Here is a 14,682-nt window from a genome sequence, read left to right as displayed (position 1 = left end):
CCGGGGGGGGGGGGGCGCGCCGGGGGGGGGGCGCGCCCCCCCCCCCCGGGCCGTGGTCCCGTGCGGGACCACGGCCGTTGCTGTCTTACGGCTTCACGAAGATGGTGTCCGGCTGCACGATCCACTGCTGCGGGTCGATCTCGGCACCGCCGACCTTCGAACCGTGGAGCGTGGTGGCGATCCTGTTCTCGGCGACGACCAGCGGGGTGATCGTCTCCTGGATCTTCTTGTCCAGCGCCATCCACGCGGCGTTGGCCGCGTTGATGTCCGTGTCGGCGGTGATCTTGTCCATCTCGGTGGTGAGCGCCGGGTCCTTCAGGTGCGAGTAGTTCGGCGCGCCGTCACCGGTGGGACCGAAGATGACCGGCATCACCGTGGAGCCGGACGGCCAGTCGGCGCCCCAGCCACCCCAGTACAGGTCGAACTCGTTCTTCACCTTGCCGATCGAGTCGTAGTAGGTCTTGCGGTCGAGCGGCTTGGCCACGATGTTGATGCCCGCCTTCTGCAGGGCGCTCTTGATCGCGACGGTGACCTGCTCCTGGACCGGCGTCTGGTTGTAGGCGTAGACGATGGTCGGCGTGGGGTTGCTCGACTGGGCCAGCAGTTCCTTGGCCTTGGCGATGTCGCCGTCGGGCTTGTCCTTCTTGCCGAACAGGTCGTAGGCCTGGTAGCCGACCGTGGTGTTCTCGTTGAGGATCGTGGTCGGCAGCGCCGCGGCGGCGGGACCGCCCATGACCTGCTGGATCTGCTTGGACGGCCAGGCGTAGTTGATGGCCTGGCGGATCTTGATGTCCTTCACCCGGTCAAGGTTGAAGTAGTAGTAGTTGCCGTACGGCGAGGGGCTGTTCATCCGGCGCGAGGCCAGTGAGGCGTCGCCGAGCACCTGCTGCAGCCGCTCCGGCGGAACCGAGGAGTAGAAGGTGAACGCGCTCTGGTCCGGACCCGCGTCCGCCATGAGGCGGTCGGTCACCTGCAGGGCCTCGAAGCCGAACTCCAGGTGCCACTTGTCGGGGTAGGCGCCGCGGATCGGGTCGGTTGCCGGGTCCCAGTTGGGGTTGCGCTCGAGGTCCAGGGTCTTGTCGACCACGTGCGACTTGATGATGTACGGCCCGCTGGAGACGGGCTCCTTGTCGTACTGCTCCTTGGTGTCCTTCGCCTTCGGCACGATGGCGTAGCCGCCCATGGCGAAGGCGTAGCTCGCGTCGGCGTGCGGCGACTTGAACTTGTAGATGATCGTCTTGTCGTCCGGCGTCTCGATCGCGTCGAGTTCCTTGCCGTCGTAGGGCCCCTGGTAGGCCTTCTTGTGGTCGACCTCGGTCAGCCACTGCTGGATGTAGGTCGGGCCCTGGGTGACGAACGGCGCGAACGTCCGCTCCATGCTCCACTTGACGTCCGCGGAGGTGATCGGCGTGCCGTCCTGCCACTTCACGCCGTCCTTCAGCGTGAACTTCCAGGTCTTGCCGCCGTCCGAGGCGGTGCCCGTGTCGGTGGCCAGGTCGCCGACCAGCTTGAACTCGCCCTTGGCGACCCGCTTGTAGCCGGTCAGGGTGCGGGAGATCAGCCTGCCGAAGTTCGCCTCGGTGTTGACGTAGATCTGCGCCGGGTCGAGGTGGGAGAAGTCGTCACGGTCGATCATCGTGACCGTGCCGCCCTTGACGACGCCCTCCGGCGGGATCGCGGGACCCTTGGAGTCCTCTGCCGTGCCGACGGTGATGGACGCCGGCTTGTAGGCCTCGGTGACGGGAGCGGCGGAGCCGCTGGGCCCGCCCGAGGAGGTGGCGGGAGCACCCTGGTTGCCCGCGGCACAGGCGCTGGTGACTGCCAGCACACCGACGGCCAGGGCGGCCACTGCCGACCGCTTTCGGACTGTCATCTTTCTCCTATCGGTCTAGCGCTTGAGCATGGGGATCTAGCGCTTGAGCTTGGGGTCGAAGGCGTCGCGGACCGAGTCCCCGAGCAGGTTGAAGGCGATCACGAAGATCACCAGCGCGACACCGGGGAAGATCAGGTAGGTGATGTCGTTCTGGTAGACCTCGGTGCCGCGCCGGAACATGCGGCCCCAGTCGGGGATCGGCTCGATCATGCCGACGCCCAGGAAGGACAGCGCGGCCTCTGAGGTCACCAGCGCGGGCAGCAGGAGCGTGGACTGGATCAGGATCGGTGTCCACAGGTTGGGCAGCAGCTCCTTGAACACGATCCGCGCGGGCGAGGCGCCGGTGACCCGGGCGGCCTCGACGAACTCGCGCTCGCGGAGCGTGAGGACCTGACCGCGCAGCAGGCGGGCCAGCCCGGCCCAGCCGAACAGCGTCAGCACGATCACGAGCGTCACGGCGCGCAGCCAGATCGGCGTCTCCTCGTCGGACCTGACGAAGAGGTTCTCCACAACGGGCATGAACGCGATGATGAACAGCACCGAGGGGAAGGACAGGACCGTGTCGATCACACGGCCGATGAAGTAGTCCGTCTTGCCGCCGGCGTACCCGGCCACGATGCCCACCACGATGCCGATGAGCGTGGTGAGGATGGTCGTGACGAGGGCGATCAGCAGAGAGGTCCTGATCCCGTAGACGAGCTGCATGAACACGTCACGGCCGAGATTGGGCTCGATGCCGAACCAGAACTCCGAGCTGACGCCGCCGTTCGGGGCGATCGGATAGCCGAAGTCGTTGAGCAGGCCCGGTATGTCCTGACCGTAGAGAGTGTCCGGGTTCTTGCCGTACAGCCAGGAGATCACCGGTGCGAGTATCGCGACGAGGATGAAGAAAATCACCACCAGCGCGGAGGCGATGCCGGTCCGGTCACGGCGGAAACGGAGCCACATCAGTTGCCCTGGTGAGCGGCCCACCGTTTCCGGTGCCTTCACCACGGGCGCCTCATCGGCGGTGGTCGCGGCGGGTGCAGGGATGGTCATCGTGCGGGAGCCCCCAACGAGCATGACTGAGCGGGATCTGGGGGAACCATTGCAAAACAGTCAGGGGCAAATCAATGGCCTGGCTGTTACTTGTTTTTTTGTTGTGCAATATAGATCAGGTTGTGGCTGCAATTCCATTGACCTGGGTAGGGGGGCTGATGAATGATGAGATTCCCCACCATTCGATATTCACGGATTTGTGACATACCTATGACACGACCATGACGGTGTGTCCGGTTGCAATGTCACTCCCATCGTGGCCCCTGGGATAGGTGTGCCTGCCGTCTGGGCAGGGTAACTATCCACTTGCAAGGGAGGTCGCGTATGGATCACGGGCTGTTCGGTCCGGGATCGGTGACCTGGCGGGTCATGGGAGAGCCGATCCTGTTCGTCGGAGGCTTCAGGGCGCTGCTCATGCAGGGGCTGCATCCCCGGGCCATGCGGGGGGTCGCGCAGAACTCGGCCCTCATGGATCCCGCGGAGGCCTGGTCTCGCTTTCTTCGTACCACCGAGTTCGTCCGCGTGCGCACCTACGGCACGAGCGCGGAGGTCGCCAGGGCCGGGGCCCGGGTCAGGAGGATCCACTCCCGGCTCACCGCGTTCGACCCCGACACGGGAGAGCGCTTCCGCCTCGACGACCCCGAGGCGCTGCGCTGGGTCCACGTCGGCGAGGTCGACTCCTATCTGTCGGTCGCCCGCAGGGCCGGGGTGCGCCTGACCGACGAGGAGGCCGACCGGTTCGTCGCCGAGTGGCGGCGGGCGGCCGAGGTGGTCGGCCTGCGTCCCGAGGACGTGCCCGGCTCGGTCGGCGAGATACGCGACTACATCCAGGGCTGCCGGCCCGGCCTCTACTTCGCGCCGGAGGCGCCCCACCCGCTCCGCCAGTCCCTCAACGTGCCGCTGCCCGCCCGCCTGCTCCCGCTCAAGCCGGTCCTGCCCATGCTCGCCGTCCTGTCCTTCGCCACCCTGCCGCGCTGGGCCCGCAGGCTGTACGGCGTGCCCGCGACACCGGTCGGCGACCTGTGGGCGACGGCGACGCTGAAGGCGCTGCACGCCGGAATCGGCCTGGTCCCCGCTCAGGTCAGGTACGGCCCCGACGCCCGCAGGGCGCGGCAGGTCATGGGCGGCCACGCCGCGTGACCTCACCAAGCGCCCGCTTGTTCCATCTGGTGGGAGGGGGTCACGTCCCATTTGCCGGACGTGGCACACTGATGGGAGAGCAGCGTGCTCCGGGGTCGGTGAAAGTCCGAACCGGCGGTTAAAGTCCGCGACCCGGTCGAAGCCATCGACCGGTTGACCTGGTGAAATCCCAGGACCGACGGTTAAAGTCCGGATGGGAGGAAGCGCGCGGGCGGAGAGTGTCCTGAAGACACCCTCCGCCGATTGGGTGTACACACCTGTGATTCCCCGGGGCCGCCGTGGCAGAAAGCTACCGGCAAGTAGGAGTCCCCGGATGACTGATCGGGCGCACACGCGCCAGGCGATCGACCTCCCCGCGCGTGATCGCGGCGCCCTCGGTCGCGTCCCCGACGCCTTCGGCCCCGGTACCCCGCACGGCCACGGCACCCCTTCGACCTTTCCGCGCGTGATCGCGGCGCCGGTCGTGTCCTCGGCGCCTTCGGCCCCGGCATCGCACGGCCGCGGCACCGCGGTCCGCAGGCCCGGCCACGAAACCGCGGGCCTTCACCCTTCCAGCACGAAACCGCGCGACCTCACCGGTTCCCGTGTTCCCGCCGTTCACCGCCGTCGCGCCGCCGTCCGGGTGCTCCCGGCCCGCCCGCGCCGCCGGATCGGGGGGCCGTCCCAGGAAGGCGGACGGTCCTTCGCGGGTTCACTCCTGATGTCACCCCCGCCGGTCCGGGCCCGTCTCCACCCGGTCCCCCCGGCACCCCTTGCGAAGGAGCTGTGAATGTTCACCGGAATCGTTGAGGAACTGGGCGAGATCGCCGCGATCGAGCCACTGCGGGACGCCGCCAGGCTGTCGATCCGCGGCAAGACCGTCACCGGCGACGCCGGGCACGGCGACTCGATCGCCGTCAACGGTGTCTGCCTGACCGTGGTCGACGTCGACGGGGAGGTGTTCACCGCCGACGTGATGAAGGAGACCCTGGACCGCAGCAGCCTGGGGGCCCTGCGCCCGGGTTCCAGGGTCAACCTGGAGCGCGCGGTCCGCGCGGACCAGCGTCTTGGCGGCCACATCGTGCAGGGCCACGTGGACGGGACCGGTGTGTTGCTGGCGCGTGAGCCCGACGAGCACTGGGAGGTCGTGCGGATCTCGCTCCCCGCCGAGCTGAACCGCTACGTCGTGGAGAAGGGCTCGATCGCCGTCGACGGCATCAGCCTGACCGTGGTCGGGGTGGACGCCGACGGCTTCTCCGTGAGCCTGATCCCGACCACCCTGCGGCTGACCACCCTCGGCGCGAAACAGCCGGGCGACCCGGTGAACCTCGAGGTCGACGTGATCGCCAAGCACGTGGAGAAGCTCGTCGGCGCGTACACCCCCGAGGACAGATCATGAACTGGGTCCACCAGGGGTTCCAGCTCTTCGGGGTCAAGGTCCTGTGGACCGACCTGGTGGGCAACGTGGCCGCGCTGGCCACCGTACTGCTGGCGATCCGCAAGTCGATCTGGACCTGGCCGGTGCAGCTCACCGCCGCAGTGCTGCTGCTCATCACCTCGATCAGCGCCCACATCACCGGAAACGCGCTCAAGCAGGTCATGTTCGGCGCCCTGGCCGTCTACGGCTGGTGGCGCTGGACCCGCGGCACCCAGGGAGGCCAGAGCCTGGCCGTACGCCCCGCGACCTCCGGCGAGCGGCTCGCGATGGTCGGGGCGATGGTCCTGGGCACGATCGCGGTCGGCGTCCTGTTCTTCGTCACCAAGCTCTCCTGGGGCGCGCTCGTGCCGCCGCCGGAGGGATACCTGCTGGTCGCCGCGGACGCCTACATCTTCGTCGGCAGCGCCGTCGCGACCTGGGCGCAGGGCCGCGCGCTGGTCGACTTCTGGATCATCTGGGTCGCCGTCGACCTGGTCGGCGTGCCGCTGGCCTTCAGCTCGGGGCTCGTCGTCTCCGGGGCCGTCTACGGGGTGTTCTTCGTCCTCGTCCTCGTCGGATTCTTCAACTGGCTCAAGGAGTACCGGTCCGGGACCGTGCTCGTCCCCAAGGAGGCTGTGTGACCGCGCTGGACCCCATAGAGCGGGCGATCGCCGACATCCGCGAAGGCCGGCCCGTCGTCGTCGTCGACGACGAGAACCGCGAGAACGAGGGTGACATCATCTTCGCCGCCGCCAAGGCGACGCCGGAACTGCTGGCCTTCACCATTCGGCACACCAGCGGGGTGATCTGCGTTTCGATGCCGGGCGAGGACCTCGACCGGCTTGGCCTGCCGCTGATGGTGCACGACAACAAGGAACGCCTCCGCACCGCCTACACGATCAGCGTCGACGCCCGCGACGGGGTGACGACCGGCATCTCGGCCTCCGACCGCGCCAAGACGATCCGCACCCTCTGCGACTCGGCGACCGAGCCCTTCGAGCTGGTACGGCCCGGCCACGTCTTCCCGCTCCGCTACCGCGAGGGCGGCGTGCTCGCCAGGCGTGGCCACACCGAGGCGGCCGTCGACCTGGCCAGGCTCGCCGGGCTGCGCCCCGCGGGCGCGCTCGCCGAGGTCGTCAACGACGACGGGACCATGAAGCGGCTGCCGCAGCTGCGCGAGTTCTGCGACGAGCACGACCTGGCGCTGGTCTCCATCGAGCAACTGGTCGAGTTCAGGCGGCGCACCGAGCGGATGGTGACCAGGGTCGCGCAGACGCGCCTGCCCAACAGGTACGGCATGTGGCGCGCCTACGGCTACGCCAGCGCCCTGGACGGCGGCGAGCACCTGGCGCTGGTGTACGGCGACCTGGAGGACGGGGAGAACATCCTCGTCAGGGCGCACTCCGAGTGCCTGACGGGAGACGTGTTCGGATCCCTGAGATGCGACTGCGGGGTCCAGCTCGACCACGCGATGTCGGAGATCGCCGCAGAGGGCCGTGGCGTCGTGGTGTACCTGCGCGGACACGAGGGGCGCGGCATCGGGCTGCTGGCCAAGCTCCAGGCGTACAGCCTGCAGGACAACGGCAGTGACACCGTGGACGCCAACCTGGAGCTCGGGCTGCCGATCGATGCCAGGGAGTTCTCGAACGCGGGCCAGATGCTTGCCGACCTGGGGGTGAAGTCCGTCCGGCTGCTGACGAACAACCCGGCCAAGATGCGAGGCATGGACGGCTACGGCATCAAGGTTCTCGGTCGTGAGCCGATGCCCGTGGCGATGAATCCGTACAACGAGAAGTACCTGACGGCCAAGCGTGACCGCCTTGGCCACGACATCCACGAGGAGAGCGCATGAGCGGCGCAGGACGCCCCCAGGCCGAGGTGGTCGAGGCGGACGGGCTGACCGTCGGCATCGTGGCCGCCCGCTGGCACGAGAAGATCACCGACCAACTCGTGGCGAGGGCGGTGCGGGCCAGCGAGGACAGCGGGGCCACCGCGACCGTGATCCGTGTCGCCGGGTCCCTGGAGATCCCGGTGGTGATCCAGGCCCTGGCCAGGCGATGCGACGCCGTCGTCGCGCTGGGGGCCGTGATCCGCGGTGAGACCGCCCATTTCGACTACGTCTGCGAGTCGGTGACCTCGGGGCTGACCCGTATCTCGCTCGACGAGGAGACGCCGGTCGGCAACGGGGTGCTGACGTGCGACTCCCTCGACCAGGCCCTCGACCGGTCCGGCCTGCCCGGCAGCCACGAGGACAAGGGCTACGAGGCGACCGTCGCCGCCCTGGAGACCGCACTGCTGCTGAGGGACCTCAGAAAGGGATGAATGGGTCCGGTCCCGGTCTTGGTGCGCGGCCGGGACCGGGGAGGCCGTGCGGTAGGTTTCGTTCGATGTCGCGCCCGGGTCACAATTACTGTGACCGGTGGTTTTTCCGAAGGAACGTGATCTTCAAGTGAGCCCCGAGAACGTCTCTCCGCCCCCGCTGCCCGTCGTGTGGCGGCCGAGGAAGGGGAGGATCGTGGCGTACGGGTTCGCCGGAGTGATCATCGTGGGAGCCGTGATACTGGCGATCCTGCTGCCGCCGCCGTTCACCCTGGCCGACAAGATCGCGATGGTGGTGCTCGGTGGCATGATCGCCGGGGTGCTCCACCTGCTGGGGCGCTGCCGGGTCGAGGCGGACGAGCGGGGGATCACCGTGGTCAACCCGCTCCGGGTGCACCGTTACGAGTGGCCCGAGGTGCTCGCGGTGACGCTGACCGAGAGCGAGCCCTGGGCGAAGATCGACTTCGCCGACGGCGCGACGATCGGCGCGATGGGACTTCAGGGGTCGGAGAAGGACCGGACCGTCCGGCAGGTCCACGAGCTCGCCGCCCTCATCCGCGAACGCGGCGAGGCCCCCGAGAACCACTGAGAACCCCTGAGAACCCCTGAGAACCCCTGAGAGCCGCCCGGGAACGACCGGATAGGGCGCCCGGAGAGGGTCAGGTCTCCTCGGCGAAACGTTCGGCCTTGCCGGTCTCCCCCGCGACGAGCAGGACGGCGCCGCTCCCGATGACCGTGTCCGAGGTGGCATAGGTGAACCCGCCGCCGGGTCTCTTGATCCCGACCACGGTCACGCCGTACTTCTTGCGGATGCCGAGCTCGCCCAGCGTCCTGCCCGCCGCCCACCGGGGAGCCTTGGTCTTGACGAGGGCGTAACCCTCGTCAATCTCGACATAGTCGAGCATCCGCCCCGTCACCAGGTGCGCGACCCGTTCTCCCATATCGTGCTCCGGCTGCACCACGTGGTGCGCGCCGACCCGTTCCAGGATCCGGCTGTGCTGACGGCTGATCGACTTGGCCCAGATGTCGGGCACGCCGAAGTCGGCCAGGATCGAGGTGGTCAGGATGCTCGCCTCGATGTCGCCACCGATGCCGACCACGGCCCTGCCGAAGTCGGCGACACCCAGCTGGGCGAGCGCGTCCGGATCGGTGGAGTCGGCGCAGACCACGTGGGTGAGCTGCCCGGAGAGCTGCTGCACGCTCTTGGGGTCGCTGTCCACGCCGAGCACCTCGACGTCGCGTCCCACCAGTTCCAGCGCCAGCGCGCTGCCGAACCGGCCCAGGCCGATCACCACGACCGCGTCGCCGCGGTTCTTCTTCTCAACCAACGAGAGGACCCTCCTCCGGATAGCGGAACCTGCGAGTTTGGACGTGCAGCGCGAGCGCGGCGCCGAGAGTCACCGGGCCCAGCCTGCCGACGAACATCAGGATCGTCAGCACCAGATGCCCGGCGACGCCGAGATCACCGGTGATCCCCGTCGACAGGCCGACCGTGCCGAACGCCGAGAGCACCTCGAACAGCACCCGGTCGAGCTTGAACGGGGTCAGCATCATCAGGACGAACGTACCGAGGGCGACCGTGCCCACGCTGAGCAGGGCTATGGTCAGCGCCTGCCGCTGGAGCTGCTCGGGCACGCGGCGGCGCCCCGCGGTGACGTCGGGCTCGCCCCGCAGCTCGGCCAGGATGACGTAGCCGAGCAGTGCGAACGTCGTCACCTTGATGCCGCCGCCGGTGCCCGCGCTGCCCGCGCCGACGAACATCAGCACGTCGCTGATCAGCCAGGTGGTCTCGTGCATCTGCGAGACGTCGACCGAGTTCATCCCGCCGCTGCGGGTCATGGCGCTGTAGAAGAAACCGGCCAGCACCCGCGGCCAGGGGGGCAGGCCGCCCAGGGTCGCGGGGTTACCCCACTCGATGGCGGTGACGGCGGCCGCCCCGCCGAGAAGCAGGACAGCGGTCATCCCGACAGTGATCTTGGTGTGCAGCGACCAGCGTCCCGGGCGGCGCCAGCTCCTGCGGAGCACGGCGTAGACCGGGAAACCGAGCCCTCCCGCGACCACGGAGAGCGCGAGCGGCAGGCAGATCCACGGGTCCTGGGCGAACCGCGTCACGCTGTCCGGCCACAGCGTGAACCCGGCGTTGGTGAACGCGGAGACCGCGTGGAAGACCCCCTGATACAGGGCGCGGCCGAGTGGCTCGCCGTACCCGGTGACGAAACGAGCGGTCAGCACGGCGGCGGTCAGCGCCTCGACCGCCAGCGTCACCTTGGCGACACCCGCGATCACCTGGCGTACCTCTCCCTGCCCCAGGGTCCTGGTCTCCGCCTGCGTGTTGAGCCTGGCGCGCAGGCCGAGCCTGCCGGAGACGACCAGCGCGAGGACGGAGGCCAGCGACATGATCCCGAAGCCGCCGATCTGCATCAGCACCATGATCACAAGCTCGCCGAAGAACGTCCAGTGCGTCGCCGTGTCCTGTACGGCGAGTCCGGTCACGCAGACCGCCGACGTCGCGGTGAAGAGCGCGGACGTCCACGACGCCTGCCTGCCCGCCTCGACCGCGATCGGCAGCGACAGCAGTGCCGAGCCCGTGAGGACCACGACCAGGAAGGCGGTCACGACGACCCGCGACGGCGTGTTGATCTGCCGGAGCACGTTCTTCACGACTGGCGAGGATACGCCCGCGTCGATGCCGGGCGCTCCGGCTCACCTGCGTACCGCTCCAGGCGTAGCCTGAGGTGATGCTGAGGCGGACAATCAAGGCGTCGGACGTCGAGTCCCCGGGACAGCTCGGGGAGCTGCTCGACCGGCAGGCCTACCTCGCGGACGAGGGGCTGGCCACGGCGGCGTTCCTCGCGCTGCGGATGGGCCGTCCGCTGCTGCTCGAAGGCGAGGCGGGGGTCGGCAAGACCGAGCTGGCCAGGACGCTCGCCACGGTGCTCGAGGCACCGCTGATCCGGCTGCAGTGCTACGAGGGGCTCGACGGGCCCCAGGTGCTCTACGACTGGGACTTCGCCCGTCAGCTTCTGCACCTCAAGGCCGCGGAGGCGGGCGGGATCACCGACGCCGCCCGTCTTGAGGGGGAGGTGTACGACCGGCGGTTCCTGATCGCCAGGCCGTTGCTGAAGGCGATAGAGACCCAGCCGAGCGTGCTGCTCATCGACGAGATCGACAGGGCGGACGTGGAGTTCGAGGCGATCCTGCTCGAGGTGCTCTCCGACTTCGCGATCTCCATTCCCGAGCTCGGCACGATCCGCGCGCAGAGCCCGCCGGTGGTCGTGCTGACCTCGAACCGCACCCGAGAGGTGCACGACGCGCTGAAGCGGCGCTGCCTCTACCACTGGCTGGAGCACCCTTCGTTCGACCGGGAGGTGGCGATCCTGCTGCGAAGGCTCCCCGCCTGCTCCGAGGCCCTCGCCAAGCAGGTGGCCGAGGCGGCGGGGCGGCTGCGCCAGGCCGGTCTGGTCAAGCCGCCGGGGATCGCGGAGAGCCTCGACTGGGCCGAGGCCCTGCTGACCCTCGGCGCCCGCGAGCTTGACCCCGACCTGGCCGCGGCGACACTGGGCGCCCTGCTCAAACACCGGGAGGACCACGAGGTCGTCCTCGGGAACGGATTCTTCGGGGTCTCCCGTGGCTGACGACCCGATGCCCGACGGCCCGACGCCCGACGGCTCCCCGGCCACCGGCTCAGCGTCCGGTGGTTCCGCGTCCGCTGCTTTCGCGCGAGGGGGTTCCGGGCCTTCGGGGAACGAGCCCTCACCGGGGGAGAGGGAACGGGAGCTGGTCGCGGTCATGACCGGGTTCGCCAGGACGCTGCGCGCGGCAGGGGTGCCCGCCGACCACGAACGCACCCAGGGCCTGCTGCGCGCACTGTCCCATCTGGACGCCGCCAGCCCGCGCGACGTCTACTGGGCCGGCCGGTTCACCCTGTGCGCCTGCGCCGACGACCTGCCTCGTTACGACCGGGTCTTCCAGGCCTACTTCGGCGGGATGCGGGCGGGCCGCGCGCGACCGGCGGCGGTCACCGTCACCCGGCACGTCGCCACCCTGTCGGGCACGCCGGGGGACGGCCGGGAGCGTCCGGCCCAGATGGCGAGCGCGAGTCCGGCGGAGGTTCTGCGCAACCGCGACGTGGCCAGAATGACGGGGGAGGAGCTGGCCGAGGTGCGGCGGCTGCTCGCCCTGCTGCGGGCGGGGCGCGAGCCGCGCAGGTCGCGCCGGTTCGGGCCCTCGCACCGGGGACGCCTCGACAGCAGGGCGACGATCCGCGAGACCCTGCGACGCGGCGGGGAGACCGCGCGGCTCCGCTACCGCACACACAGGACCAGGCCGCGCCGGGTCGTGCTGCTCGTCGACGTCAGCGGGTCCATGACCCCCTACGCCGACACGCTCCTGCGCCTGGGCCACGCGCTGGTCCGCACCGAACCCAGGGCGACCGAGGTGTTCAGCGCGGGCACCCGGCTCACCCGGCTCACCGCCGAGCTGCGCCACCGCGACCCGTCGACCGCGATGGACGCCGTCTCCTCCGCCATCCCCGACTGGAGCGGCGGCACCCGGCTCGGGGAGGAACTGCGGAGGTTCCTGGCGCTGAACGACGCCGCGGGCGCGGTGGTCGTGATCGCCTCCGACGGGTGGGAGCGGGGCGACGTCTCGCTGCTCGGCACGCAGATGGCCAGGCTGTCCAGGACCGCGCACCGGGTGATCTGGGTCAACCCGCACAAGGGGCAGGAGGGTTACCAGCCGCTCACCGCCGGGATGCGCGCCGCCCTGCCGTACGTTGACGACTTCGTGGCCGGGCACAGCCTGGCGGCTTTCGAGGAACTGGCCAGGCTCCTGGGAGGGGCCCATGCGTGACGTGCTTTCGCAGATCATGCGCTGGTGGGAGGCGGGGGAGACGTTCGGCCTGGCCACCGTGGTCGACACCTTCCACAGCGCGCCCCGTCCTCCCGGTGCCTCCATGGCCGTCTTCGGCGATGAGGCGGAGGGCAGCGTCTCAGGAGGCTGCGTCGAGGGCGCCGTCTACGAGCTGGCCCGTGAGGTGGCCGAGTCCGGCACGCCGGTGCTGCAGCGCTACGGCGTGAGCGACGACGACGCCTTCTCGGTCGGCCTGACCTGCGGGGGCATCCTGGACGTCTTCGTCGAGCCGGTCTCGCGCGAGACGTTCCCCGAGCTCGGGGAGATCGCCGGGTCGGTGCGGGAGCGCGAACCGGTCGCGGTCGCGACCGTGCTCTCGGGGCCGGGCGCCGTCGGCGCCCGCCGGGTGGTCTGGGCGGACCGTTCCTCGGGCTCGCTGGGCGTGGCCAGGCTGGACGACGCGGTCGACGACGACGCCCGCGGCATGCTCGCCCAGGGGCTCACCGGGGTTCGCCGGTACGGCGCGCGGGGCGAGCGGCGCCTCGACGAGCTCTCGGTCTTCGTGCACTCCTTCGCCCCGCCACCCCGGATGCTGGTCTTCGGCGCGATCGACTTCGCCGCCGCGGTCGCCAGGGTCGGCAAGTTCCTTGGCTACCACGTGGTCGTGTGCGACGCCCGTCCCGTCTTCGCCACGACCAGACGCTTCCCCGAGGCGGACGAGGTGATCGTCAAGTGGCCGCACGACTACCTCAGCTCGATCGCCGTGGACGAGCGGACCGCGATCTGCGTGCTCACCCATGATCCCCGGTTCGACGTCCCGCTGCTCGAGGTCGCCCTGCGCACCCCGGCGGGCTACGTCGGGGCGATGGGGTCGCGCCGCACCCACGAGGACCGCCTGGCGAGGCTGCGCGAGGCGGGCCTCGGGGAGGAGGAGCTGAGGCGGCTGCGCTCACCGATCGGCCTCGACCTGGGCGCGCGAACCCCCGAGGAGACCGCGGTCTCCATCGCCGCCGAGCTGATCCAGCTGCGCTGGGGCGGTTCGGGACGGCCGCTGAGCGACGGCTCCGGCCGGATCCACGGGAACGGCCGCCGCGTGCCCGCGCAAGGGGGAGACTCCCTGTGAGACAGGAGAGACCCCCATGAGATCGGCGGACGAGGCGGGCGACGGTCCCCGCGCGGGCGGGACAGGGCGAGGTCCCCGCGTCCTTCCGGCGATTCACGAGACGGCCCGCACGCGGGCGGGACGAGGAGGACATCGTGAGACCAGTGAGCGCAGGGCTGTTACTCGCGGCCGGATCGGGTTCACGGCTCGGCACGCCGAAGGCGCTGGTCGAGTTCCGCGGTGAGCGGCTGGTCGACCGGGGGATCAGGGTGCTGCGTGAGGGCGGCTGTCACCCCGTCGTCGTCGTGCTCGGAGCCGCGACCGTGCAGGTGCGGGGGGCGGTGGCCGTACGGAACCCGGAGTGGCGCTCCGGGATGGGCTCCTCGCTCAGGACCGGCCTGGAGGCGCTCCCCGGTGACGCGGAGCGGGTGGTGATCGCCCTGGTCGACCAGCCGTTCGTCGGCCCGGAGGCCGTCGCACGGCTGATCGCGGCCGCCCGGGACGGAGCCTCCGTCGCCGTCGCGACCTACGGAGGCGAGCCCAGGAACCCGGTCCTGATCGCCAGGGAGCACTTCGCCGAGGTCGCCAGGCTCGCGGTCGGCGACGTCGGGGCCAGGCCCTTTCTGCGGGCGCATCCCGAGCTGGTCGTCGAGGTCCCCTGCGACGACGCGGGCGACCCCGCGGACATCGACACCCCCGCCGACCTGTCGGCCTCGCGCGCACGAGCCTCGCAGCCGTCCCCGGAACCGGGACACGCCTGACGGACAGCCGAATCGATCCCGGCTTGGGCCCACCGGTCACCCGGGACTGTTTCGGGCTTGGGGCACCTCAGTGTCTGGATTGAGTTCCGGGCTTGGCCACCCCGGTTACCCGGGGACTGTTTTTGGCTTGGGCGCGCCGGTGTCTGGACTGAGGATGGTCGGCCTGCTGATCTGGATCAACCTCTCCTCCAGGGTGATCCTC

Annotated in this window: 14 protein-coding genes and 1 riboswitch; of the genes, 10 read left to right on the top strand and 4 right to left on the bottom strand. The window is 69.9% G+C overall.

The window, feature by feature from the left end; translation table 11 throughout:
• Nucleotides 1-85: 85 nt before the first annotated feature.
• Nucleotides 86-1,873, bottom strand: a complete 1,788-nt coding sequence (locus tag AB0395_RS44750) for an ABC transporter substrate-binding protein (RefSeq protein ID WP_366293360.1) — start codon at nt 1,871-1,873, stop codon at nt 86-88.
• A 36-nt stretch (nt 1,874-1,909) separates the two neighbouring features.
• Nucleotides 1,910-2,911, bottom strand: a complete 1,002-nt coding sequence (locus AB0395_RS44745; RefSeq protein WP_366293358.1) for an ABC transporter permease — start codon at nt 2,909-2,911, stop codon at nt 1,910-1,912.
• A gap of 324 nt (nt 2,912-3,235) precedes the next feature.
• Here AB0395_RS44745 and AB0395_RS44740 point away from each other — a divergent pair, with 324 nt between their 5' ends.
• The 6 genes from AB0395_RS44740 to AB0395_RS44715 all read left to right on the top strand — a co-directional run bounded on the left by AB0395_RS44740 (nt 3,236) and on the right by AB0395_RS44715 (nt 8,355).
• Entirely contained in the window at nt 3,236-4,051 is an 816-nt protein-coding gene (locus AB0395_RS44740; RefSeq protein WP_366293356.1) for an oxygenase MpaB family protein, read from the top strand.
• Between the two features lie 80 nt (nt 4,052-4,131).
• Nucleotides 4,132-4,262: riboswitch (FMN riboswitch) on the top strand.
• Between the two features lie 558 nt (nt 4,263-4,820).
• Entirely contained in the window at nt 4,821-5,429 is a 609-nt protein-coding gene (locus AB0395_RS44735) for a riboflavin synthase (RefSeq protein ID WP_366293354.1), read from the top strand.
• Nucleotides 5,426-6,088 carry a nicotinamide mononucleotide transporter family protein gene (locus AB0395_RS44730; RefSeq protein ID WP_366293351.1) on the top strand — a complete coding sequence of 221 codons (663 nt, stop codon included), beginning with the start codon at nt 5,426-5,428 and terminating at the stop codon, nt 6,086-6,088. Before AB0395_RS44735 ends, AB0395_RS44730 begins: the two co-directional genes overlap by 4 nt.
• Nucleotides 6,085-7,299: a bifunctional 3,4-dihydroxy-2-butanone-4-phosphate synthase/GTP cyclohydrolase II gene (locus AB0395_RS44725; RefSeq protein ID WP_366293349.1), complete on the top strand. Its 1,215-nt coding sequence runs from the start codon at nt 6,085-6,087 to the stop codon at nt 7,297-7,299. The genes AB0395_RS44730 and AB0395_RS44725 overlap by 4 nt, the downstream gene beginning before the upstream one ends.
• Nucleotides 7,296-7,769 carry a 6,7-dimethyl-8-ribityllumazine synthase gene (gene ribH / locus AB0395_RS44720; RefSeq protein WP_366293346.1) on the top strand — a complete coding sequence of 158 codons (474 nt, stop codon included), beginning with the start codon at nt 7,296-7,298 and terminating at the stop codon, nt 7,767-7,769. The genes AB0395_RS44725 and ribH overlap by 4 nt, the downstream gene beginning before the upstream one ends.
• Nucleotides 7,770-7,896: 127 nt before the next feature.
• On the top strand, nt 7,897-8,355 hold the full coding sequence (locus AB0395_RS44715; protein ID WP_366293344.1) for a PH domain-containing protein: 459 nt from the start codon (nt 7,897-7,899) through the stop codon (nt 8,353-8,355).
• A gap of 70 nt (nt 8,356-8,425) precedes the next feature.
• Here AB0395_RS44715 and AB0395_RS44710 read toward each other — a convergent pair whose 3' ends face one another.
• Complete coding sequence (locus tag AB0395_RS44710; RefSeq protein WP_366293342.1) at nt 8,426-9,094, bottom strand: TrkA family potassium uptake protein; 669 nt, start codon at nt 9,092-9,094, stop codon at nt 8,426-8,428.
• The gene (locus AB0395_RS44705) at nt 9,087-10,427 is read right to left on the bottom strand and encodes a potassium transporter TrkG (RefSeq protein ID WP_366293339.1); all 1,341 of its coding nucleotides are present in this window, start codon (nt 10,425-10,427) and stop codon (nt 9,087-9,089) included. The genes AB0395_RS44710 and AB0395_RS44705 overlap by 8 nt, the downstream gene beginning before the upstream one ends.
• A 77-nt stretch (nt 10,428-10,504) precedes the next feature.
• Between AB0395_RS44705 and AB0395_RS44700 the strand changes: the two genes are divergently transcribed.
• From AB0395_RS44700 to AB0395_RS44685, 4 genes are all read left to right on the top strand, one after another.
• A complete protein-coding gene (locus tag AB0395_RS44700) occupies nt 10,505-11,401 on the top strand; it encodes a MoxR family ATPase (protein WP_366293337.1) in 897 nt (298 codons plus the stop codon).
• Nucleotides 11,394-12,617 carry a VWA domain-containing protein gene (locus AB0395_RS44695; RefSeq protein WP_366293335.1) on the top strand — a complete coding sequence of 408 codons (1,224 nt, stop codon included), beginning with the start codon at nt 11,394-11,396 and terminating at the stop codon, nt 12,615-12,617. The genes AB0395_RS44700 and AB0395_RS44695 overlap by 8 nt, the downstream gene beginning before the upstream one ends.
• Entirely contained in the window at nt 12,610-13,740 is a 1,131-nt protein-coding gene (locus tag AB0395_RS44690) for an XdhC/CoxI family protein (protein ID WP_366293333.1), read from the top strand. The genes AB0395_RS44695 and AB0395_RS44690 overlap by 8 nt, the downstream gene beginning before the upstream one ends.
• A 143-nt stretch (nt 13,741-13,883) precedes the next feature.
• Nucleotides 13,884-14,480 carry a nucleotidyltransferase family protein gene (locus AB0395_RS44685; RefSeq protein ID WP_366293372.1) on the top strand — a complete coding sequence of 199 codons (597 nt, stop codon included), beginning with the start codon at nt 13,884-13,886 and terminating at the stop codon, nt 14,478-14,480.
• Nucleotides 14,481-14,682: the final 202 nt, after the last annotated feature.

It is taken from the genome of Streptosporangium sp. NPDC051023, assembly GCF_040689595.1.
Classification (GTDB): Bacteria; Actinomycetota; Actinomycetes; order Streptosporangiales; family Streptosporangiaceae; genus Streptosporangium.
This window is presented reverse-complemented; position numbering and strand designations above follow the sequence as displayed.

Excerpts from the sequence above, each read along its gene's own strand:
- AB0395_RS44735 (WP_366293354.1), top strand. The coding sequence starts at position 4,821 with ATGTTCACCGGAATCGTTGAGGAACTGGGCGAGATCGCCGCGATCGAG.
- AB0395_RS44700 (WP_366293337.1), top strand. The coding sequence starts at position 10,505 with ATGCTGAGGCGGACAATCAAGGCGTCGGACGTCGAGTCCCCGGGACAG.
- AB0395_RS44740 (WP_366293356.1), top strand. The coding sequence starts at position 3,236 with ATGGATCACGGGCTGTTCGGTCCGGGATCGGTGACCTGGCGGGTCATG.
- AB0395_RS44690 (WP_366293333.1), top strand. The coding sequence starts at position 12,610 with ATGCGTGACGTGCTTTCGCAGATCATGCGCTGGTGGGAGGCGGGGGAG.
- AB0395_RS44750 (WP_366293360.1), bottom strand. The coding sequence starts at position 1,873 with ATGACAGTCCGAAAGCGGTCGGCAGTGGCCGCCCTGGCCGTCGGTGTG.
- AB0395_RS44745 (WP_366293358.1), bottom strand. The coding sequence starts at position 2,911 with ATGACCATCCCTGCACCCGCCGCGACCACCGCCGATGAGGCGCCCGTG.
- AB0395_RS44730 (WP_366293351.1), top strand. The coding sequence starts at position 5,426 with ATGAACTGGGTCCACCAGGGGTTCCAGCTCTTCGGGGTCAAGGTCCTG.
- ribH (WP_366293346.1), top strand. The coding sequence starts at position 7,296 with ATGAGCGGCGCAGGACGCCCCCAGGCCGAGGTGGTCGAGGCGGACGGG.